General features: G+C 45.9%; 17 protein-coding genes. 8 read left to right on the top strand and 9 right to left on the bottom strand.

Annotated elements, in window-relative coordinates; all coding sequences use genetic code 11:
- The 3 genes from IKG78_RS17090 to IKG78_RS17080 all read right to left on the bottom strand — a co-directional run.
- On the bottom strand, positions 1 to 1,419 hold a 1,419-nt coding region (locus tag IKG78_RS17090), incomplete at its 3' end, for a polyribonucleotide nucleotidyltransferase (RefSeq protein WP_290945721.1).
- A gap of 21 nt (positions 1,420 to 1,440) precedes the next feature.
- The gene (gene rpsO, locus IKG78_RS17085) at positions 1,441 to 1,713 is read right to left on the bottom strand and encodes a 30S ribosomal protein S15 (protein WP_088640149.1); all 273 of its coding nucleotides are present in this window, start codon (positions 1,711 to 1,713) and stop codon (positions 1,441 to 1,443) included.
- 325 nt (positions 1,714 to 2,038) lie between these two features.
- A complete protein-coding gene (locus IKG78_RS17080) occupies positions 2,039 to 2,896 on the bottom strand; it encodes a glutaminyl-peptide cyclotransferase (RefSeq protein WP_290945718.1) in 858 nt (285 codons plus the stop codon).
- Between the two features lie 367 nt (positions 2,897 to 3,263).
- On the opposite strand from IKG78_RS17080, the gene IKG78_RS17075 reads away from it, so the two are divergent.
- Positions 3,264 to 3,860: a DUF4416 family protein gene (locus tag IKG78_RS17075; protein ID WP_290945716.1), complete on the top strand. Its 597-nt coding sequence runs from the start codon at positions 3,264 to 3,266 to the stop codon at positions 3,858 to 3,860.
- 143 nt (positions 3,861 to 4,003) lie between these two features.
- The gene (locus IKG78_RS17070; protein WP_290945714.1) at positions 4,004 to 4,375 is read left to right on the top strand and encodes a DMT family protein; all 372 of its coding nucleotides are present in this window, start codon (positions 4,004 to 4,006) and stop codon (positions 4,373 to 4,375) included.
- A gap of 17 nt (positions 4,376 to 4,392) precedes the next feature.
- Here the strand turns inward: IKG78_RS17070 and IKG78_RS17065 are convergent, their stop codons facing one another.
- The 6 genes from IKG78_RS17065 to IKG78_RS17040 all read right to left on the bottom strand — a co-directional run bounded on the left by IKG78_RS17065 (position 4,393) and on the right by IKG78_RS17040 (position 16,657).
- The gene (locus IKG78_RS17065; RefSeq protein WP_290945712.1) at positions 4,393 to 6,294 is read right to left on the bottom strand and encodes a family 43 glycosylhydrolase; all 1,902 of its coding nucleotides are present in this window, start codon (positions 6,292 to 6,294) and stop codon (positions 4,393 to 4,395) included.
- A gap of 106 nt (positions 6,295 to 6,400) precedes the next feature.
- Positions 6,401 to 9,181 (bottom strand): TIGR02171 family protein, encoded by a 2,781-nt coding sequence (locus tag IKG78_RS17060; protein ID WP_290945710.1) that lies wholly within the window; start codon positions 9,179 to 9,181, stop codon positions 6,401 to 6,403.
- A gap of 83 nt (positions 9,182 to 9,264) precedes the next feature.
- Positions 9,265 to 10,716 (bottom strand): hypothetical protein, encoded by a 1,452-nt coding sequence (locus tag IKG78_RS17055; protein WP_290945708.1) that lies wholly within the window; start codon positions 10,714 to 10,716, stop codon positions 9,265 to 9,267.
- Positions 10,717 to 10,911: 195 nt separating this feature from the next.
- On the bottom strand, positions 10,912 to 13,674 hold the full coding sequence (locus tag IKG78_RS17050; protein ID WP_290945706.1) for a TIGR02171 family protein: 2,763 nt from the start codon (positions 13,672 to 13,674) through the stop codon (positions 10,912 to 10,914).
- 160 nt (positions 13,675 to 13,834) lie between these two features.
- Positions 13,835 to 14,554 (bottom strand): transglutaminase family protein, encoded by a 720-nt coding sequence (locus IKG78_RS17045; protein ID WP_290945704.1) that lies wholly within the window; start codon positions 14,552 to 14,554, stop codon positions 13,835 to 13,837.
- A 144-nt stretch (positions 14,555 to 14,698) separates the two neighbouring features.
- Positions 14,699 to 16,657 carry a hypothetical protein gene (locus IKG78_RS17040; protein ID WP_290945702.1) on the bottom strand — a complete coding sequence of 653 codons (1,959 nt, stop codon included), beginning with the start codon at positions 16,655 to 16,657 and terminating at the stop codon, positions 14,699 to 14,701.
- Between the two features lie 199 nt (positions 16,658 to 16,856).
- Between IKG78_RS17040 and IKG78_RS17035 the strand changes: the two genes are divergently transcribed.
- The 6 genes from IKG78_RS17035 (at position 16,857) to IKG78_RS17010 (ending at position 22,679) form a co-directional block, all read left to right on the top strand.
- Positions 16,857 to 17,081 (top strand): NINE protein, encoded by a 225-nt coding sequence (locus tag IKG78_RS17035; RefSeq protein ID WP_290945700.1) that lies wholly within the window; start codon positions 16,857 to 16,859, stop codon positions 17,079 to 17,081.
- 137 nt (positions 17,082 to 17,218) lie between these two features.
- Positions 17,219 to 17,845, top strand: coding sequence for an RdgB/HAM1 family non-canonical purine NTP pyrophosphatase (gene rdgB, locus IKG78_RS17030; protein ID WP_290945698.1), 627 nt, complete (start codon positions 17,219 to 17,221; stop codon positions 17,843 to 17,845).
- 22 nt (positions 17,846 to 17,867) lie between these two features.
- Positions 17,868 to 18,806 (top strand): tRNA-dihydrouridine synthase family protein, encoded by a 939-nt coding sequence (locus IKG78_RS17025; protein ID WP_290945696.1) that lies wholly within the window; start codon positions 17,868 to 17,870, stop codon positions 18,804 to 18,806.
- A 28-nt stretch (positions 18,807 to 18,834) separates the two neighbouring features.
- Complete coding sequence (locus IKG78_RS17020) at positions 18,835 to 19,863, top strand: radical SAM/SPASM domain-containing protein (protein ID WP_290945694.1); 1,029 nt, start codon at positions 18,835 to 18,837, stop codon at positions 19,861 to 19,863.
- Between the two features lie 218 nt (positions 19,864 to 20,081).
- A complete protein-coding gene (locus IKG78_RS17015; protein WP_290945692.1) occupies positions 20,082 to 21,455 on the top strand; it encodes a hypothetical protein in 1,374 nt (457 codons plus the stop codon).
- Positions 21,456 to 21,458: 3 nt separating this feature from the next.
- The gene (locus IKG78_RS17010) at positions 21,459 to 22,679 is read left to right on the top strand and encodes a hypothetical protein (RefSeq protein WP_290945690.1); all 1,221 of its coding nucleotides are present in this window, start codon (positions 21,459 to 21,461) and stop codon (positions 22,677 to 22,679) included.
- The last annotated feature ends 19 nt before the right edge of the window (positions 22,680 to 22,698 follow it).

The raw sequence follows: 22,698 nt of genomic DNA, 5'->3' as shown, positions 1-22,698 counted from the left end.
CAAGCTGAGGCAGCCACCGCAAACAGAGGCCATGGAAGAAGAACCGTTGGATTCCATGATTTCGGAAACCACGCGGATGGTGTAAGGGAAGTCTTCCGGGAGCGGAAGGACTGCTGCGAGGGAGCGTTCGGCCAAGTGACCGTGACCAATTTCACGGCGAGAAAGCCCGAGCTTCTTGCATTCGCCGACAGAGAACGGCGGGAAGTTGTAATGGAGCATGTAGCTCTTGGCGCCTTCGCCCTGCAAGCTTTCGAAACGTTGTTCGTCAGCCTTTGTTCCAAGCGTACAAATGACGAGACCTTGGGTTTCGCCACGCTGGAAGATTGCAGAACCGTGAGCACGCGGGAGCACGCCCATTTCGATTTCGATCGGACGGACTTCGGTCGTCTTACGACCATCGAGACGCACGTCTTCGTTCAAAATCATTTCGCGCATGGCGGTGCGTTCAAGGTCGCTGAAGATACCCTTCGCATCGGCAACGAGGGCTGCATCCTGAGCATCGTCCTTGCCGACGATAGCGAGAATGCGTTCGTCTTCGAGCATACGGGCGCAGAGATCTGCCATAGCCGGATAGAAGTCGGTCTTGACCATGTTGGAGTGGACGTCCTTGTTCAGTTCATCCCAGACAACTTCCTTGACCGTAGCAACGAGCTTGTCATGTTCTTCACCAACAAACTTCGGCTTGAGTTCCATCTTCGGCTTGGAGCAGCGTTCAACGAGCTGCTGTTGAGCCTTGCACATTTCCTTAATCACTTCGTGACCCGCGAGGATAGCGCCAATCATCGTGTCTTCGGACACTTCGTAAGCACCACCTTCGACCATGCACACGGAGTCTTCCGTACCGGCGACCACGAGGTCTAGATCGGCCACGGCAACTTGATCGTAAGTCGGCATCACGACGTTCTGGCCATCGACCACAGCCACGCGAACGGCAGCGACCTGCTGTTCGAACGGGAGTTCAGAAAGACCGATGGAAAGAGATGCGGCACTCACGCCCAAGACGTCCGGAGCGAACTTCTTGTCGGAAGAAAGAACCTGAACGATAACCTGAACTTCACGAGTGAAGTTTTCCGGGAACATCGGACGAATCGGACGGTCGATGATACGCGCAGAAAGAATTTCTTCATCGCTCGGACGACCCGGTTCGCGCTTGCTGTAGCCACCAGGCAGGCGTCCGGCAGCATAAGACTTTTCGCGATATTCAACTGTCAGAGGGAAGAAGTCACCATCCTTTTCTTCACCGTAGCAAACGGTAGAAAGGACAAACGCGTCCCCCATCTTGGCGACAGCAGAACCACGTGCCTGCTTTGCGATACGGCCAGTTTCAAACGTAATCACACGGCCATCCGGAAGGTTTACAGACACTTCCTTCGGATCGAGCATCTTGCCGTATTTAGCTTGATAAGCTTCTGTTGACATAAAAAATCTCCAATACGAGAATTAGCCGCGGAGACCGAGTTCCTTGATCAATGCACGCTGAGCGATAATGTCCTTTTCGCCGTAGTACTTGAGAAGGTTCTTGCGCTTTGCAACCATCATAGACAGACCGCGGAGAGAGTGGAAGTCCTTCTTGTTGGTCTTGATGTGTTCGGTGAGGTTCTTGATCTTTTCCGTGAGGATAGCGATCTGAACGCGGACGTTACCGGTGTCCTTTTCGTTAGCACCAAACTTAGCGGTGAGTTCTGCAGCCTTTTCTTTTGTGATAGTAGCCATTGTAGCCATTCCTTTTTTTGATTGTTTTGTTTCATTACATGTTTTTGTCCGAGTTTACTGCTCTAGCACCAGTGGAATTGGCGAATCTGGTCACAGGACCCAGGCAAAAATGCAATTTGAGAGCATATATAGAAAATTAGTGGTTAGTGATTAGTGGTTAGTGGTTAGAAAATACGGAAAAAAAGGGGCTTTTTCACTGGATTCTTCCCCTTTCAGGGTCAGAATGACGCCAACATCGCCGCGAAGAATCTTGAGCGGTGTATGAGGATCGACGCGTGATTACACACGCAAATTAGACGAAAACAATTCTCGCACAGGCACTAATCTAGAATTTAACTTTGTAAATCTGCGGCCAAAGCTTGCCGGTTATCCAGAAGTCCTTGCCATCGTAAGCGATTCCGTTCAGCACATCCACGCCGGGGAATCGTTCACGAATCTCCCCCGCTTTTTTCGAAAAGTCGATATAACGCAACACCTTCCCGCTCGGAAGTTCGATTTCAGCAATCAGATCCGTCTGCCAAATATTAGCGTATAAAGTATTTCCAACAACTTCAAGTTCGTTCAGCAGTTTTATCGAATAACGTCCATCGCGAACCTTGATGTTGCCCGATACGGCAAAACCGCCCGGAGCAATTTGCAAAAGTTCATCTGTGCCGTTGCTCATCAAAAGCTGGTCCTGCCATAGCGTAAGCCCCCAGCCTTCGGTCGGGATACGGAACTCGCCCTTGTATTTAAACGGCTTGCGAGAATAAATAAACGCCTTGTGCGATTTCCACGTCAAGTAATAAATCTCATCGCCCAACACAACAGAACCCTCGCCAAAATAACGTTCTTCTATGCGAGCCGAATCCAAGATTTTTCCTTCCAGCGTGCGGCGGTAAAGCCCGGACTTTCCGTACAGCCCCGTAGTTTCAATCATTTCCTTGCCATCGAACGAAAGCCCTTGCGTAAAATGCGATGCCTCATGCGGTACAGAATCGAGAATCGACGGCACTACACGCGGTGCCTCGGCGTATGATATAGACGAGAGTGTAAAGACGAGAGACGAGAGGATACAGACGAGAGACGAGAGACGAGAGACGAGAGACGGCAAAAGACCACTGAGTGGTACACGGAGCCTGCCGAAGTGCACCAAACTGAACGAGTGACGAGATAAATGAGACGTAATTGTAGAAAGTTTCATGTAATGAAAAATACAAAATTCAAGTCATCCACTTTTACTAAATTGGCGTCTTACGGACGCATTTAGTACGGCTCGGCTATGCCAAAACATAAATATTTTGACGTCTATGACGTCAGTGGCTGCAACTCGAAAATGCAAAAACAAGTTTAGCGCTTTCGAGTTTTGCACACTTTTGCCGCAGCTCTCGCCTTTTGATGCCTTCGGCATCCGTGGCTGCGGCTCTAAAATGAGCCTGCAAGCAGTCTCGCTTCCTCGCCTTGCTCACTTTTGCTAAATTGGCGTCCTTACGGACGCATTTAGTACGGCTCGGCTATGCCAAAACATAAATGTTTTGCCGCAGCTCTCGCCTTTTACTAAATTTGGTGGCATGGGTGAAATTAGAACTCCTGCCAAAGTGAAAATTGTCGTGGGCATACTCGCGAAAGATGCCGAATCCGTGAAGGCGGTTCGCGACATACTCCAAGCGAAATTCGGCGAAGAAGACCTGAACTTGGAACCGTTCCCGTTTACATTCACGAATTACTACAAAGAAGAAATTGGCGATGCTCCAGTGCGAGCATTTTTTAGCTACGAGCAACTCGTCGAGCGCGAAACGATTGTCGATATCAAGCTCTGGACAAACGACGTAGAACTCGAAATCGCCCAAGAAAACGGCACGCCGGGACTGCGCCCTGTGAACCTCGATCCAGGCTACATGACACTCGGACAGTTCTTTTTGGCAACAACTAAGGACCAGCGTCAACGCGTTTATATGCAGCGCGGCATATTCGTGGAACCGACGCTTTACTTTCAAGATGGGCATTTTCACGCTTTTGACTGGACGTACCGCGACTACCAAAGCGAGCGCTACATCAAATACCTCGAAGAGGTCCGCAAACGCCTCGCGTATCAACATAGCACCGGAAGGCCGTATAGATTGAGACGAGAGACGACAACCATGAAAGGCGAGAGAAAGGCGCAATAAGAAATAACTGGACCCTGCTCCTTCGAACCTAATTCAACTAAGGCTCTAAAGAGTAAAGTTTCATATATCGACTCCGTTACACTCCGCTCAGGATGACACTGCAAAAAACTTCCTACTTCTAACTTCCTACCGTCAACTAAACCATGAAAGCTGGTATTTTTACAATTCTTCTTCTCTGCTGTTCCAACGTTTTCATGACGTTTGCTTGGTACGGCAATCTCAAACTCAAAGAAATGCACATCAGCACCGACTGGCCGCTGATTCTCGTGATTCTCGCGTCGTGGGGGCTAGCATTCCTTGAATACTGCTTTATGATTCCCGCCAATAGCATCGGCAGCCGCATCAACGGCGGACCATTCAGCTTGATGCAGCTGAAAATCATCCAAGAAGCGATTTCGCTCACCGTGTTCACGACAATCGCCGTGACGGTGTTCCACACGGAAACGCTCCAGTGGAACCACATCGTCGCGTTCTTGCTGATTATCGCCGCCGTGTTCTTCGCATTCTTGAAGTAACAGCAAGCAAGCCGCGTTTAGAACATAACGCGGTAAGGAATCTGCTTGTCGTAGCGGCGGCCTTTAAGGTCATGGAAATTTGATTTCGGCTCAAGCGAACGCACGCTGGCCGAGTTTGCACGATGGACATCGCGAATCCCGACTGACGACGAATCCGCTTTACCGAACTTGAAGTTCCCTACAAGAGTTTCGCCGCCAAGCCCTTCTGCGGTCAGATAAAAGTCTTGAACGCCACTCAGCTTGGGCAAGTTGGAACATTTCACCTCTTCCCACTTGGTCGCATCGCCACTTCCGGGCAATTCGCACTTCGAAATCACATCGCCCTTCTTGCTCTCCTTGCGAAGCGAGAGCGTTCCGCCAGCAGCGTTTTTCACTTGCACATTCACGCCAACGCCCACAATAGAATCTGTAATCACATTTTCGAAAATCGCGTAGCCGCCATCCTTAATCGCAAACTCGTCATCCTTCGTAAGCCGCACGCGAATGCCGTTGTCAAAACCGTTCGCAGGAATCGTATCGCGGATGATGCGTAAAAAATCAAGGCGGTCGAGTTCCGCATAATGCTTGCCCTTCGTAATTTCAATGAAGTTCGAACCACGCTTGAGTTTAGTCGGAATATAGACAACAGATTTTTCAGGAAATTCGCTCCAGGCCCCCGTCAGCGGCAACTGCACTTCTTGCGTCTTGCCGTTGATATCGACAAAATGCGAACTGCCGTTTGCACCATCTTCGGTCCAGTTGTTGTCGTAACGATAACGGATAAGGTAATCGCCAGCCTGTGGAATAATCATCGGCAAGCGAATTCTGCTATCGTCATAATTGATGTAAGCACAAAATTCTCCGTTAGAAGCCTTGGAACTGCTAGAAATATCCACATGCGTGAGGATGCCGTGTTCTGCTTCGGCACTCAAGTAACGCCCTAAAAACGGTTGCCCCATTTCGGGCCAGTTGTCTTCGGTAAATACAAGATCGCGCACTTGTATGTAAGAATTGCCGCCATCGTTTTTATCGTAGTAATGATTGACGAAGCGCAAACGGTTCACATCTTCAAAAGCCTCGCCGCCCGCAGGCCCGTAATAACGACCGTAACGGCTCAAAAGAATCGTTCCGCCGCCATCCAAGAGCGCCTTACCAGAACGATCGACATAGCCTCCGTCAATACGGTTCGAGCGACCGACCGTCGTCTTGTACGAATTATTTTCGAGGTCAGCCCCCTTCTTGCAACAATTGTCCCAAGCCGTAAACAAGAAGTATTTGCCGTTATGTTCAATGAGGCTTGCCCCCTCGACGCCTGCACCGCCGCGATTTGCGATATTCTTCATCTTCGCGCCGTCTTTCACCTTGCCCGTTTTTTCATCAAGTTCCAGAATGTGGATACCTGTGCCCCACGAGCCGAACGCCATCCAAACTTTTCCATCGAGATCTTTAAGCACGGCAGCGTCAATCGCGTTATAAGAATCACTCTTGACCGTATGAATCACCTCGCCCATGTCCGTCCAGCCGTAGCCGGGTTTTGTCGGGTCGATTTCCTTGCTCGACATGAATCCCATGCCCGACGAACGGATGCCCATTTCGGAACCGCAATAGTACATGCGATATTCGCCGCCAACGTAATGGATGTCGGGAGCCCAAATGTCAATCATGTTCGGCGCATACTTGTAAAGCCATTTGGAAAATTCCGGCATCGCAGGGTCGCCATTTTTCCAGTTCAGCGCATCTTCAGAAAACTGCATAAGCATGTGGTTATCCGTCGTCGCAAGAGCGTAGCCATCCTCATAACGGATGATGTCAGGGTCGTGCCCCGCCCAGCGATGTTCCTTAGCGTACCAGTCTGCGGAAAATACAACAGGCGCCGCAAGCAAAACACTTGCAGTAAAAAGAAACTTGGGTACAGACAACCCGGACACAGAATTTTTCATAAAGCCCTCGCCAACTCCACACATCCAAACTAAATATACTGTAAAATTAATGAAATCGGTACGCTCTATGAATTTTTTTATGTCAAAAAGTCACTAAAAAAATCCACTATTTTATTTTTTTCAAAACAGAATCTAAACGAGCCGTCATTTTTTTAGCCCCAACAGAACACAGATGATCACGATTCTGAGCCATCGCATCCGTAAAATCGTGATTGCCCATTTTATTTTCATCTACGAAAACGAAATGAGGATATTCCTTAGATAAATCCTTAATCTCTTGCAATAACATAGAAGCTTCGCTACGACGAAGGCCATACCGTCCAAAAGCTCCAGTGTTTTTAAAGCCAGGGCTTTGCGGGAACACAACACCAACCACATACACTCCATAATTTTCAGCCATCATCAAAATATTTTTCAAGTGATTAAAACTACTGTAATAATTAGACGACTTAGAAGACTTCCATGTACTATCGTTATCAATAGCAGGTGATTTTTCCCACGAACCGCATTCTTCCACATTGAAACCGCGAACACTCCTGAATTTCGATGCATAATATTCATGGCCCATCGAATTTTCAGTCATTTCATCCATTTTATCAGGAACACCATTTATCCAGAAATCATGATTTTCATCAAAAATATATCCTGGATATTCCCTATATTCTTGAGAAAAGAAATTATACGAACTTTGTTCTTTATGATACCATAAATCAATATCCAAAGAAATCACAAGGTACTTGAGTTTTTTCACATGAGGCAAGACATAATGCGTCACCAAAAAATCCGACACAACCATCATATTCGGAATATTCGCCATGTTTATAGCAAAAAAATCATCACTAAACAACAATGGGTTTACACCATTAAGAGCCCTCGAAGAGCCAAGAATAACAACATTAGCCTCATTCCGGTATTTCCACAACAGTTCCATTTTATAGCGTAGGATTATTGCGGCTTCACCACCCTTTTCATTGAAATAAACGCCGGCGCTATCCGATACCAAATCAACATTACCCGTTTTAGAACTCTGGGACACCCAAAAACTAGGATGCCAAAGTTCTTCACCTTCGACAAGTTCAACAATCGAGCTATCAGTCAAGTTTACAAGAACGATCTTTGTATGTGCGCCATTCACGTTCGTAAGCGTCGCCACAGCAAAATTATCTCCACCCAAAATCCATTCGCAATGATCGAAAGAATACCCGCTTGATGCGGCAATAGACTGAATGAGTTTTCCGGTAGAGTCCGCAATAAGCAAACGTTCATGAGTTCCGTAATCATTTCCAACAAACTTACGCCCCGTCTTACTACCAAAATCAAGGAACATAGTACGTTTGGAGCTATCCTTGGCAATGGATGCATTACAAGCTTGTTCCCCATTGTACCAAACCGTATCACGAGCGTTCGACATCACAGACGAACTTTTTTTTGCAACACGAGCTCGCAGCAATCTCGCACCTGTGACTGCAAGTTTTTCATCTTCGCTTATGCCTCCATGATACGCGCCGTCAAACAATTTTTTGGGAGTGCCAAATTTACCCTTTGCAAAAGTCACCTGCCATGTAGATGCTGATTTAAACGACGATTCATCCTTATTGTTCCCAGCATTGGACACATAAACTATCGCGGTATCACCGTTGCCAAGAACTCGCCAACGCGGAATCGCAGCACTTTTCACATTTAACTTCACGAGGTTAGAACCTTGCGCATTCAAATCACGAACATAAACAGCCGAAGAATCACTAGCGATGCCTTCTAACCCCGTGCAAAACGCCACTTTTTTACCGTCCGGTGAAATTTCAGGATGATAGACATTAAACGTGTCAACAATTTCCGTCACAGAAAGAGTTCCACTCGAATAATCAATAAATGCTAGATTTCCAGAATTTTTTTGCGTCGGATCAACACTGAATGCAAGTTTTACATTATACGTCCCAAGCAGGTTACGAATTTTGGCAGATGTCGTAAGCGGTACTATTAGACTTGAAACAGTTTTTCCACCAGCCCCCATCCATGTGGGTTCCGGGATAGAACCAAAAGCAAGACGAAAGCCCACATACTCCGCACGGGTCGAAGAAGTAACCGTGTATATGTCACCGCGGTTATAAGCGTTAATGGCATCCAACGAGTTGCGATAGCTCCCCCCTTTGACAATACGACGACCAAGCGCCCCACCATCCGGTGCACCAACATAATTTGTTAAAGTCGTATCGCTGAAATTGCCGAACCAATCGTTCACCCATTCCATCGCATTTCCGATAATGTCACAAACATCATCATCCGAAGTCGCCTTGCTACAAATTTTATGCAATCGGTATTCCGAATTATCTGCAGTCCAACTTTCAGAAGGCTTCCATACAGCCTTGGCAACAAGCATCCATTCTGCTTCGGTCGGCAAACGATAGGCATCCGTTTCTGCATGGAACACAAAACTTTCTAAGTTCGTACAATGTTTTTCGTTATCAAAAAAAGCCTTGCTGTAAGAATAAACTGTATCCTTTTTTTCTGCCTTGCTACGAGCATTTGCAAAAAGAACAGCATCGTAATAAGTAACATCTGTTGCAGGCAAACTGTCATTTTTGCAATCAAGAACTAGTCCCGTAGCTTTTTTCATCAATGAATTAAATTCACCACAAGTAACTTCGTTCCTGCCAAACATAAAATCATAATTCAGCACGACCTTCATCTGTGGGCGTTCATCAGCTTTTGCAGAGGCATCTTTAGTTCCTAGAAGCACAGACTCATTAGTTACATTTACCCGCATCATTCCTGAAAGCGAATCACTCGGAGGATCTATTTTCGGTGAATGAGGAGAATCCTCACCAGAACAAGAAACAACTTGCCCTAAAGACAAAAGCAAAGCTATACAGAAAAAAAAGTATTTCATATTATCCTACATCAATAAAATACATAAACATTAAATTAGAACGAGCCTATTTGCTAAAATATAGTTTTTTGAGCCCATGATTTTCAATGATTTTGACGGTCTATCACAACAAAAAAAGAGTCTCGGTATGAAACATTCCAATTTTCGTCAGAATCAAGCGAGGAAATCAATAAATACCATCTCGCATAATAACGCAGCGGAAGTACAACACGGTCAATATTCAATGAATCCGCATCTTGAAAAAATAATTGCGGCGACTCGGAATAATTTAGATACCGCTCAAAAAAATCCGCCGTTTTCAAGATAAAACGACCATCAATGAAAATGGAATCCGACGGATTCACAAAAGCAAGATAACCGCCAGCACGATCGTCATTGAACAAGCGCCCCTGATGCGGATGATTTTTCATCCATTCCGTTGCAGCGACGGGAACACGCTGGTAAGCAATTGAGGAATCGTAAGACGATAGAGATTTACCCCAAAGGCCGAGGAGGAAAGCTATAAAAGCAACAATTAATAAACAGCATTTAGTCGTTAGTATTCTAGAAATTAATTGAAAATGCTTAAAACCAAAAGGAATCAAATCAAGAGAAGCCATCCTGTGCAAAAAAGTTTGTTTACAATCAGGAAATTCAGCAAAAAATACAGGTAAAAAAAGTACAAAATTGCGTTCAGCGATGAGAGCAAGAATTGCAGCAATGAAAAGCCATAAAGTTCTAGTGACTTCTATGATTGAGCCATGCACACAGGAATCAGGACGACGCAACTTCATAACGCCAACAACAAGCCCAATGATACACAACACAATCATCAACATCGATTCGAGAACATTCTCGCCCACCATCAAGAGCGTAAAAGGCGAACGATTTTCGGCAATTTCACTTGCAAAAATTACAGCCGACGGAGACATTCCTAGCAAACGATTCAACAAACCGAACGGGTACAAAAACAAGTTCAACCCTTCACGATGCATCAAAGGAATCGCAAAGAGAAGTATTACAAAAAAAACTTGCAGCGCTGTATTTTTCGTACAAATTTCTTTTTTCCAAGAATCAAATAGTCCCACTCCGAAAGCGATTGACGCAAAAATTGGCCCTAAGATGTATAAACCTTGACACTTGCACCACACCCACTGCAAAACAAGTAAAGCCAAAGCAACTAAAAATTTGGAAATATATATTTTATGGAAGCAATCACTACAATTAAGAGCCATCCCAGAATGACTGATTTCAAAAAAAGACGGCAGAACATTCCAATAAATTCCAAGGAAAACTAGTGAAAAAACGACTGGTCGCATTTCCAAATGAAACCGGAAAACAAAGAGAAGAACAGCAAAAAGCGCAAGCGGCATAATAGATTGCTTCACACCTTTGGTGTTCGCAATGTCGTTTTTTTGAAGACTCCGTACCGAAGGCCACAAGAAAAGCGCAAAAACAACGCCCCACAAAACAGCCTTAAAAGCAACAAGCAACGGCGATCCGCCAACATTATAAACAAGCGCAACAATCTGCTGAAAGTATTCATGCACGTTCACGACAGGCTCGCGAACCGGAGTCCATGTAGTCACCCATTCACGCGCACAAGCCAAATGCCACCAGATATCGGTATCCGTCAGCGGAAATACCGCAAACAAAATTGCAAAAATGGCAACTGTCCCAAAACAGTATTTATTTGCAAACTGGTACGTCAGCACAATAATTAAATAACCAATTTAATTGTTCAAAAGCCATCACTTTTTCAATGTAGAAAGCAAAGAATCCAAACGATGCGTATATTGTTTTGCTCCATCTGTAGCCAAATGGTCTGTATTGTACGCCATTTCACTCGTGTAGTCGTGATTTCCGAAGCGATTTTCATCAAAGAAAACCACATCAAGAGTCTTGACAGAATCAATGATTTCCATAGCGACACTCCGCCTTGGGCCATAAACACCAAACGATCCCGTTTTGACATATGCCGGATTCAGCGGTAAAACAGTCACAATAACATCTAAACCTTTTTCACGAGCGGTTTGCACAATCTTTTTGAAAACAGAATAATTTTCTTTATAGATCGGAGAATCGAAATTTTGTTCAGTCGAATCTCTTTGCAAAAGAGGATCCCCCCATTCGCGCCCAGGCAACAAGAAATCATCTAAGTTATAAGGATGCTGCAAAGCAGTCTCAGGACGCGGAGTTTCTTTTACCGCATCTACAAAATGTTCAGGCAAGCCATCCACCCAGAATTTATGATTTTCATCGTACTTGAATCCAGGAACTTTATCATAAACAACCTTCCACCAAGTCGAATTACCATCATACCATAAAAAGTCTGGAGATATTTCAAGAACAAGAACTTTTAAATTTTTCAAATGATTCAACACATAGTTTGTAAACAAGTAATTGATTCCTGTCATTTGCCCAGCAGAATACGCCATATTCAAAAGATGGAACGATTTAACTTCTTTGTCATGCAAAGCAAACATTGTTCTAGAAGACCCAAGAGCAACAGCTGTAATTTCATCGCGATTTTCCCAGAACCGCTCTAACTTAACGCGAAGCTCTAAAGCACTATAAAAAGCACTAGACCAATAATAGACTCCAGCACTATCCGTATCAAGTTCTTCACTTCCATAATTTTTCTTTGAATGCCAAAGGCACGGATGCCAAAGTTCCTCAGCTTCCACAACAGTATTCACGGACCCGTCAGATAAATCAACAAGTACAATTTTTTGATGAGCTCCATCGGAATTTGTAAGTGTAGCAACTACAAGATTTGAACCGCCTAAAACCCATTCGGTATGGTCAAACGTATAACCGTTCGGAGCTTCGACACTCTGAACAAGTTCGCCATTTTCATTCATCACTAAAAGCCGTTCATGAGTACGATAGGGTGTTCCGACAAAATCAGCACCCGTCTTTCCGCCAAAATCAAGAAAAGCCACACGCTTGGAGCCGTCATTCGCAAGCGTTACATTACAAGCCTGTTCTCCATTGTACCAAACGGTATCATGAGCATTAGCAAGCGTCATTCCCTTGTCAGCCACACGGGTGCGTAAAAGCCTAGCCCCAGTCACGGCAAACAAGCCATCCTCACTTATGCCGCCATGATAAGCACCATCGAAAAGTTTTTGCGGGGTTCCAAATTTTCCATCGGCAAAAGGAACCTGCCATGTACTTGCAGAGGCAAAGGTAGCGTCATCCTTATTATTCGCAGCACTTGTTACATAAACAATAACCGTATCGCCGTTATCTAAAACCCTCCAGCGCGGAATTGCTGCATTTTCGACATTCAACTTAACTAGTCCTGACCCTGCAGCATCAAGATTGCGAACGTAAACATCCGATGGTCCAGAAATGCCTTCGACACTAGTGCAAAAAGCGACACGATTTCCATCTGGCGAAATATCAGGATGATAAGCATGCAACGTATCCTTAATTTCGACAACAGAACTAACACCATCACCAAAATAGATATAAGACAAATTACCCGTTACATCATTGCGAAAGACTAATTTAGAAACAAACGTTCCTGTCAAATGTTTCATGGGGAAAGTCGCCATAGAAACATTTACAATAGATTCTTTGACGTTTCCGCGTTCATCAAGCCAGGTCGCCTTGGGTATAGCGCCTAAAGCCAAACGAAATCCAAGATAAACGCCTTTAGCAGAAGCAGTCACCGTATAAACGTCACCTCTGCTATACGTATTCATCACCGAAGGTTCATTGCGAAAACTACCCCCCTTGACAACGCGTTCTCCCAAACTTCCTCCATCAGAACCTCCGACAAAGTTAGTTACTACTTTATCCGCAAAATACGTCAGCCAGTCGTTCACCCATTCAAGAACGTTGCCAGCCATATCATAAACACCAAGGTCGTTCGTCTGCGATGTTGCTACATCGTGATAAGCATAGTCTGAATTTTCGCTATTCCAGCCAGCCAAAGGATTCCATCCCTGGCTCGCCACATAGACCCATTCAGCCTCCGTCGGCAAACGGTATCCATTGACATTTTCATGAAAAGCAAGCCCCGAAAGTTCAACACAACCTCCCGAAACGCCAAAAGACGCTTTTTCGTAAGTATAAACCGTATCTAAATTTTCAGCTTTGCTTTTAGCATTCGCATAAAGAATTGCATCGTAATAAGTCACATTGGTTACAGGACTATTGTCATTGCACTCGCCTTCGCATTCGGCACCGGCATCTTTACGCAATGCATTATATTCTCCACGCGAGACTTCATGTTCGCTTATATAAAAATCATAGGTAAAGCGCACTTCCATTTGCGGAGTTTCGCTATTGCGTACTCCAGAAGCATTAGATCCAAGAAACGTCGATTTTCCATTCGCCTTGACAAGAACAAAGCCGTCTATATTCTTGTTATATTCCAAAGACGATGTTGAAGCTAAACTAGGAAAAAACGGAGTTTCATTTTCATCGGTACAAGAAATCAATAGTATAGGCAAAAGCAAAAAAACAAGCCTATTCCATTTCTGTATAATGCGGTTTTTCATCTTTTTTTCTCCCAAGACAAAAGAAAATCGTTCAAATGAGAATTGCAAAAGGAAGCAAGTTTGACATTTCTCCTAAAAAATAGCATTTTAAGCAATCACAAAAAAGTCGAAAAAAAACTACGGTCCATTAACAAGCATTAAAGCTCGTAAAATAAGAAAATTATAACGAATCTGGCAATTTACTTTTCGCAATAGCCTGATTGACTGAAATTCCAGGGTATTTGGGGAAAAATTCCTCCGCCATTCGGTACCAAGTCAAAGCTCGCGGGACATCATTTTCTAGGTACAAATTTCCAATATCAAAAGCGGCAAGCCCCACAAATTCTTGGGGTTCAAGCGGACTAAATTCCAGCCCCGTCCAGTTTCCGTCTTTGTACTTTTCGCGATATTCCGCATCTGTGTAGGAATATCCGCGGCGGTTCGGCTCCAAGTTTTTCGAATCATAACGCAAAAAAACATGTCCCGGCAAAAGTATAGCATCTAAGCGAAAATGGCGAGCCTCCGCAACCATAAGCGCAAGCCACGAAATCCCCATGCATCCCGACTTTTTATTTTCAAGAACGCGGAGCGGGAGCACCGCGTCTTTTGCAATCGCCGCCTCGCCCGCCCCGGCAAATTCAATTTTCCAAAAGTTCCAAAGTAAATTTTTGAGGGAACCTAAAGTGTCATGAGTCGCAGCGACACTACTATCAAAGTAAGCAAGTCCTTCGTTCCAATCGCTAACGGAATCTAAGCAAGACGGAGTTCGTTCTTCAAACGCACAAGCCATTTCACGATAAGAAACACCTTTTCCGCTCCCACTCCATAGAATCAGCGAAAGAGCGACTACAAAGGCAATAATTAACGCTGGCCAAAAGAGTTTAGACGATAGACGATACATAAATTTCAGCTAATGGAACGCAAACAGGCTATAGGTTGTAGGGGATAGGAATTAGGTCAGTCAGGCGGCATGGTTCGGCAGACTCACCAACCTTAACCGAAATTATAAGAACCTAAAACCTAACACCTATTACCTAATACCTTCCTAGAGTCCGTCCCATTCCATCGGGCTTTGCCAGAAGTCACGAGCAGTCATCATGTAAATCACGAGACGCTTGCTCTGCATATCCTTCTTCATTTTCTTGAGACGGCTGCGAACGCCGGGGCCACCGCCCCAACTCGTAAGCACTTGTACATCAAGCCCTGTGGCATAAGCGAGGAGAGAACCCGGACCACCGCTTTTCTGATCCACAGATTCAAATACACCCGTGAACGAATCGCCCATCAAAAGGATGGGAGCATTCTTACCTCCCTTGTACGCTTTGTCGCCCTTGTAAATTTTCATGCCAGCAAGCGTATCAGCAGCATACTTGGACTTTTCTTTATCCGAAAGATGAGCGACCAAATCACCTTCGCGAAGCACGACCGTATCCTTCATCACAAGGCTACCCGGCTGCGGATTTGCTTCAGCATACCAGCTGTACTGCGTCACACGAGACGCAAGCTGTTCCATCGCGGCAAGCATGCCCGGCAACGCCCAATGCGTATCGTAGCGCTGGTAGCTGTAATGAGGCGGCTCATCACCCATGCGTGCGGCCATCAATGACGGATAAAGATCCAACACATCAATGCCAGCAGCAAGCATTTCGCGAACAAATGCACGACCATTGACGTTCACACACAAATCCGCAGGAGTCCCCTTCACAAGTTTATCCGCATAGATTTCTTCTTTCACCGGAATTGGCACGACCAAGAGCTGAACGTTCATCGAATCCAGATATTGTTTGAGTTCAATCATACGCGGAAGCGGATTGTGCAGGCTATCCTGACCGCTAATTTTATCTGCAATAAGATAGTTGGCGTTACGGCGGAACCAAAGCATTCCGTCATCGGCCCAAGCATTCTGTTCCTTCGGGAGCTTCGAAAGCTTTTTCTTCAACGCTTCGCGGAACTTCTTTGTCGCAGGCGTTGCAGGGCAGCTATTTTCGAGAGAAGCAAGCGTTTCGAGACGAGCGTACGAACTCGTATCAAGCGTACGATTCACAGGAACAACTTCGCCAGCAGCAGCAAGAGAATCTGCAACAGCAGCAGCGCGGAGCTGTTCATCCGTCAAACGGAAAGCGGGAACTTCAAAAGCGACCCACATGGGCTTTCCCATCGGATTTCCACGCATCACGGCAAACGGGCGATTCGCACGGGAATTTTCCCAAATCGCGCCCGGAGTATGTTGTTCCAAATCCGTATTCAAAGTCGGATACCAATAGGACGAAAGCGTACGAGCCCAGTTCATCGCCTCTTCGCTATTCATCTCGGCTGTCATGTAATAATTCAAGACTTCGGCAGTTTCACCGCCCGAAGCAAATTTCAACTTGCCATAGAACGAAGTGCGTCCGGTCCAAACAGCAGGCATCACTTCGGCCCACCATTCCACCTTCCCCTGATTATTGCCTGTTCCCGGCACACCCCATAAACGGGTCACCGTCTGAAAAGCACGGAAAACATCAGGTTCATCCCATTTGATTGCTTCAATATCATTCAACGTTTTCGAAAGCGAATCATCGCCAGTCTGCGCATAAAGTATCTTTGCAAACGGTTCCCATGCAATCGGGGCTATGCCAGCAACTGCGTCAGGCTCATTTTCTGATATTGAATCAAGCATCGGAAACGGATACTCTGCAAGTTTTGCGTTCGCCATTTTGCCCGCATAATTTTCAGGTTTTTCATCCATACCCGCCATACGAATCGGATTTGCAAAATAGGCCGCAAAATCAAGAGCCGCAAGCGTTGGCTTTTCGACGACACGCACCTGCTTATCGAAATCAAGCACACGCATTTCGAACACAGCCACTGGAGCCGTGTAAACTGGGGCTTGAATCGGAGGTGCAACGGATTCAGTCACTGAATCCGCTTTAGAATTTGCAGAAGGAGCTGCACAAGATGCAGCAAGGAACATCCCCACAGAAAGTCCTGCAAGGCTCAATAAAGAAGTCGATATATTTTTCATTTTCACAGAATGAATTATAATAAATGTTTGTGATTGTAAAAACACAGAAGAAAAAAAGTTATTGGTTATTGGTTGTTAGTTATAGACAACCAACTATTGTCTAAAAACTATTGACTAATGACTACAGACTATTGACCATTCACTATAAGCCAACAACTACACAATTTTCTAAATTATACCCGTTAAAAAAGGAGTCAACATGCCCGCTAAAGGTGAACACAATAAATGGATAGCTCTCATCCTTTGCCTCATTCCCGGTTTTTGCCTTGCCCCCATTTTCATTTTCCCCGGAATCTGTGGTCTGCACCGTTTCTATGAAGGGAAAATTTGGACGGGACTTCTTTGGCTCCTTACCGGTGGACTTTTTGGTATCGGAACTATCGTTGACGCCGTTATAATAGTCATGAAACCGGAGCATTACTAGTTAGTGATTAGTGGTCGGTGGTTAGTGGTTAGGATTGCAATAAGAGCGTTCCTTTTACATCCCTGTTTACTAACCACTGTTTACTAACCACTAAATTCTTTCCTGTTTACTAACCACTGCTTACTAACCACTAATTTATGAAACACCTTTTTGTTATCGCGACCGGGAGTGCCGGAAAAATTAGAGACTTCGCCCACATTTTGGGAACCGACCACTACGAATTCAAGACTTTAAAAGACATCGGTTTTGACGAAGACATTATTGAAAACGGCAATACGTTTGCCGAAAATGCCATCATCAAGTCCAATACAACCGCACAATGGCTCGCTAAGAAAAATATCGAAGCGACCGTTCTCGCCGATGACTCCGGCCTCGAAGTTTTTGCACTGAACGGCGAACCGGGCATTTACAGTGCACGTTACAGCGGCAAGCATGGCGACGATGAAGCGAACAATGTCAAGTTAATGCAAAAGCTCGAAGGTATCGAAGACCGCAAGGCTCGTTATTTCTGTGCACTCTCTTACCAAACCGTCACCCAAAACAGGAATGGTGAATTTGTCATTAGCGAACCAATTATTTTTGAAGGCGAATGCCGTGGCGAAATCAACCACGCTCCTGTAGGCGACATGGGCTTCGGTTACGATCCGCTGTTTGTCCCAGATGGTGAAACGAGAACATTCGCACAGATGGAACTTGAAGAAAAAAAGGTCATCAGCCATCGCGGAAACGCCATCAGAGCCTTGAAAAAAGCTCTCGGAAAATAAAAAGCTCCGCAAGAATCGCGCCATGCTGAAAATCCTATTCGCACCGCTGCAAGGCTACACAACGGGCATTTATCGCAAAGCCCACGCTGAAATCTTTGGCGGTGTCGATGCATATTACGCCCCATTCTTGCGGATCGAAAACGGGAAACCACGTGAAAAAGATTTGCGAGATTTGGATGCATCAACCATTCCGCAAATTATTGCGAATGGGGTTGACGAATTTAAAAGCCTCGCGAATGCACTAATAACCAAAGGCTACACGGAAATCGACTTCAATATGGGCTGTCCCTTCCCGATGCAAGTCAACCGCCATCGCGGTGCTGGACTATTGAGCGATAAGCAAGCCGTTCAAGTCATCATGGACGAGATCAAGAAATTGTCTAGTGCAGCAAACGGGACTGCTCCGGTAAAATTTTCCGTCAAGATGCGGCTCGGGCAAAATTCACCCGACGAAGCATTCGCACTCCTCCCGATTCTAAACGAAACGCCCCTCGCTCACATCACCATTCATCCGCGACTCGGCAAACAGCAATACAAAGGAGCAATCGACTTCAACGCTTTCGAACGATTCTACAACGAATGTACGCATCCACTTGTATATAACGGCGACATCACAAGCGTCTCGCAAATTTGCGAAATGGAACGACGCTACCCCAAACTCACCGGGGTAATGATTGGCCGCGGATTGCTCGCACAGCCAAGCCTTGCCGCAGAATACAAGGGTTTGTGCGACACTAACTGCGCCGCATCCTCGCAGTGTTTTCTTGGCAAAATTCTCCAAATGCACGATATCATATTCGACTACGCTTGCAAAACATATCAAGGCGACAGCCAAATTCTCTCGCATATACAAATTTTTTGGGAATATCTCGAACCCAACATTCCTAAAAAAATTTTCAAGAGAATCAAAAAAGCAGGCAAACTTAACGAATACAACGAAGCCATTGCACAACTAAAATAATCGGAGCCACCGGATCAAGGATTCCGCCATGAACAGCGTCTATATAGAAATCACGAACGTTTGCAATTTGCATTGTAGCTTTTGCCCTTGCGGAACAGCGGCAGGCAATGAAACCGCGGCAATCAACCCGTCAATTTCTGCGAATCGTACGTTCATGGATTCGAAACTCTTTGACGCCTGTATCGCAGGGGCTCAAGAAATCGAAGCTACAAACGTCTATTTTCACGTTCTTGGCGAACCCACGCTCCATCCCGGCTTTGTGCATTACATCAAAAAATTAGAACAAACGCCCTTAAAGCTCACACTCACGACAAACGGCACCACCATCGAACGTTCAGGACGACAGATTCTTGCAAGCCCCGCCGTCCGCCAAGTCAACTTTTCAACGCATGCGTACGCTGAACTTCCCCGCGAAACTGCAGAACGTTATTTGCAAAATGTCCTCGATTTTTGCCAATTCGCCCTCGTTGAACGCCCTGACCTCTACATCAATCTGCGTTTATGGAACGTCGGCGCCAAAGAAGCCTCCCCGTGGAACAGCTACATGCTCAAGCGAATCCACGAAACATTCGGCATCGAAGTGACTCCAGGCCATTTTTGCAGCCGCCACAAGAGCTTCAACATCACAAGCCGCCTCTACCTGCACGAAGACACACGCTTTGAATGGCCGGGGTTAGACGAGAGAACGGGCAAGGCCCTACAGACGAGAGACGAGAGTAGTTCGACTAATTCGACAAGCTCATCAACCAGCTCACAGACCTTGTGTCATCCTAAGGATAGCATCGATAGATGCGACGTCGAAGGATCTAACAGCAAAATCGTTGTTGGCACTTGCCGTGCACTTGACACCCATGTTGCAATTCTCCACGACGGTCGCGTTGTCGCCTGTTGTCTCGATCACAGCGGACAAATTACACTTGGTCACATCAGCGAAAATAGCCTTAGCGAAATTTTAGAAAGCCCACTTGCCCACAACATCCGCGATGGATTCGCACAGCACGAACTTCGCCACCCCTTTTGCCAAAATTGCACATTCTGCAAACGTTTTAGCAAATAAATATTTAAACCGACAACGGCTCTGCTTCGAATCAGCTAGCAGGTCTAGATAAAACAGAATTTTTTAAAAGCTCCACAATTCGCTCAAAAAACGAAAAAGCTCATTTTAACGGCATTATCGCATATTTATATTCTTTTTTTCCAATAAAAAAGAATTATATATGTTTCTTGAACAAAAGAAAGAAGGAAAAATTTTTACCCAAAATTAAAGGAATTCACATGTCGAAACAATCTATAGAAATGCGTAACCTATACGAGCATGATATTAACGCATACAACCTTGAGGGCTTCCAGCCCCAGATTGTCGATGCCGATTATCTGAAAAAGCTCGGAGTCACAATCGAACCTTCTGAAGAAACGCTACAAGGGCTTATCCGCGGGTCCAAAATGTTCAAGAAGCGCTTAGAAGAACACTGCGTCATTCCTAAGTCCGTACTTTATTTGGAAGATTGCAATCCCGATGCCGTGGAAACAGAAATCCATAACTACACCGGACGTTGTCCGACGCTGACCTTCGAAATCAACCCCATCAAGGGATGCCATCTGGGCTGCCAGTACTGCCTGGTGACCGACGGCGTGCATGAACAGAAACTCGTGGCATATGAAAACTACCACCTCTATGTGCGCAAGCTCTTGGAAGAAATGAATGGAGCATGCAGCGAAAACCCGAACGCCGTCACGCCCGAAGACATCAAGGAACGCAGCCAACTGCTGCAGGAATTGGCAAAGGCTATCGTCGAAGCTCCGGAAAAGAAGAAGGAAATCGAAAAAAAGATTGTCGAGTTGAGCCGTGGCAAGAACTGGAACCATTACTACTACTTCTCTCCCAAGACCGAAGCGTTGCAGGAGCCAACGCTTTATACTGGCATCGCCCACCGCATTTTACGTGAATTCATCACCCACTTCAAGAAATACCCCAACTCCAACGCCCGCCTCTTCATCGCATCGAAAGCCGGCACCAAACACCTCATGGTGGAAAACGAAGGCGAAACCATTCTCGACCTTTTCGAGCAACTGAAAGACAAGATGCAGTTCAACACCTCCGTAAGCATCATGCCCACCGCATTCCGCAACCTTTTGGAGCCCTTCGCCGCCCCGATCGAAGAACGTCTCGGCGCCGTGCAGATGTGTCAGGAACGAGGCATTCTCGCCAACTCGGCATTGGTGCAACCCATTGTTGTCCCCTACCTCACCGACGAGCGCATCAAGGAATTTTTCGACATGCTCCACGCCGCAGGCATCGTGAATTACAAGCCCGAATTCCTCACAGCCTGCATGGAGAACTTGGCCCAGCTGGGACAATGGCTTGGACACTTCGACAAGACAATGGAACGCGACCTCTACATGGACTATATCAGCCCGAAGAACGCCGACCATCGCAAGCAGCGCGGACGTACAGCCCCCAACCGAGCACTTTCGATTGAAAACATCCAGCGTCTGATGAAATATACCGAAACCATCGGCATGTCCACCAGCATTTGCTTCTGGGTTCGCAGCCAGCTGAACGTACCCACAAGCATCATCCCCATCATCAACCATAACGGTTTCCAGTGCCTGGGCTATCAGTCGAAACTCTTTAGAAGTGAAAAGTAAAGTATGAAAAGTAAAGAACTTTCGTGCCAAGAAGTCTGTTTTCAGTTATTTGCTGACAAAACGGACTACTACCATCGTTGGTATCACGCCAAGCCAATGCTGATATCTTCGGAACGACGCGACGAATTACGACATATGCAAGCATTGCTCTATAAATGCATCGCCTACATGGCAGAACACTACCGCGAGTGGGTACCGAAATACATGCCCTTGAACGAGAAGGTGATGGATATTCTGGATCGCCAGAGCCATTACCCCTTCCGAGCAGGGGCCTACAGGCCCGACTACCTTATCAGCGAAGAAGGCAAGCTGCTATTGGTTGAAATTACCAGCCGTTTCTTTGGACATGGCATCTGGTTCAGCTATCCCTCAGTAATCAAAGCCGAACAATTCATGGCAGCCCATCCCGACGCATCTTGGGAAAACCAGTACAATGAATTGATGACCTACATGCGCGATGCCATCCCAGCAAAAAGCCCCATTTACGTGCTGAAGAGCAGCGACCGGACGAGCGAAATTGCCCTTTACAAAAAATTCTATGAGTACTACGGACATGAAGTGACCATCTATGAAGCCAACGAGGTCGAAGAGCATATAGATAAATGGAGTCACGACGCCGTAGTATTCAGCGCTCTCAATCAAGAGGACATTCTGTCCTTCAAGATGGAAACGTTGCAAGCCATGATTAACGTGCGGATGATCAACGACTTCCGCACCATTTTCCTTGCTCATGACAAACGCTTTTTGCACCTCATTTTTGTAGATGAGTTCACACGTGAATGCCTCACAGAAGAAGAAGCAAAATTCCTGCGAGACCACACCATCCCCACCTACATGTCCAGCAGTCATCCAGAAATATGGAAAGACGCCCTGACGCATAAGGACCAATACATCCTCAAGCCTTACGACTTGGGCAAAAGCGTTGGACTGTATGCCGGCGTGATGACCGATGATGAAACGTGGAAGAAAAACCTCGCGGCTAGCGAGAAGGGCGGATTCATTTTGCAGCCATTCATCAAGCAGCGGACTTACCCCTGTGAATGGGAAGGCAAGCATTATGACGATTACGTCTGTGGCATGATGCTGTGCATGGACGACCGCTATTTCGATAGTGGCATGATCCGCACCAGCAGTGCCCCCGTAACAAATAAAGTAGATGACCGCAAGATGAGCGTGATTCACAGTGACGACGAAAAACTGAAACAATACTGTAATGTGCTATAACTGCACCATAGACACAAAA

The sequence above is a fragment of the Fibrobacter sp. genome (assembly GCF_017545445.1).
Taxonomy (GTDB): domain Bacteria; phylum Fibrobacterota; class Fibrobacteria; order Fibrobacterales; family Fibrobacteraceae; genus Fibrobacter.
This window is presented reverse-complemented; position numbering and strand designations above follow the sequence as displayed.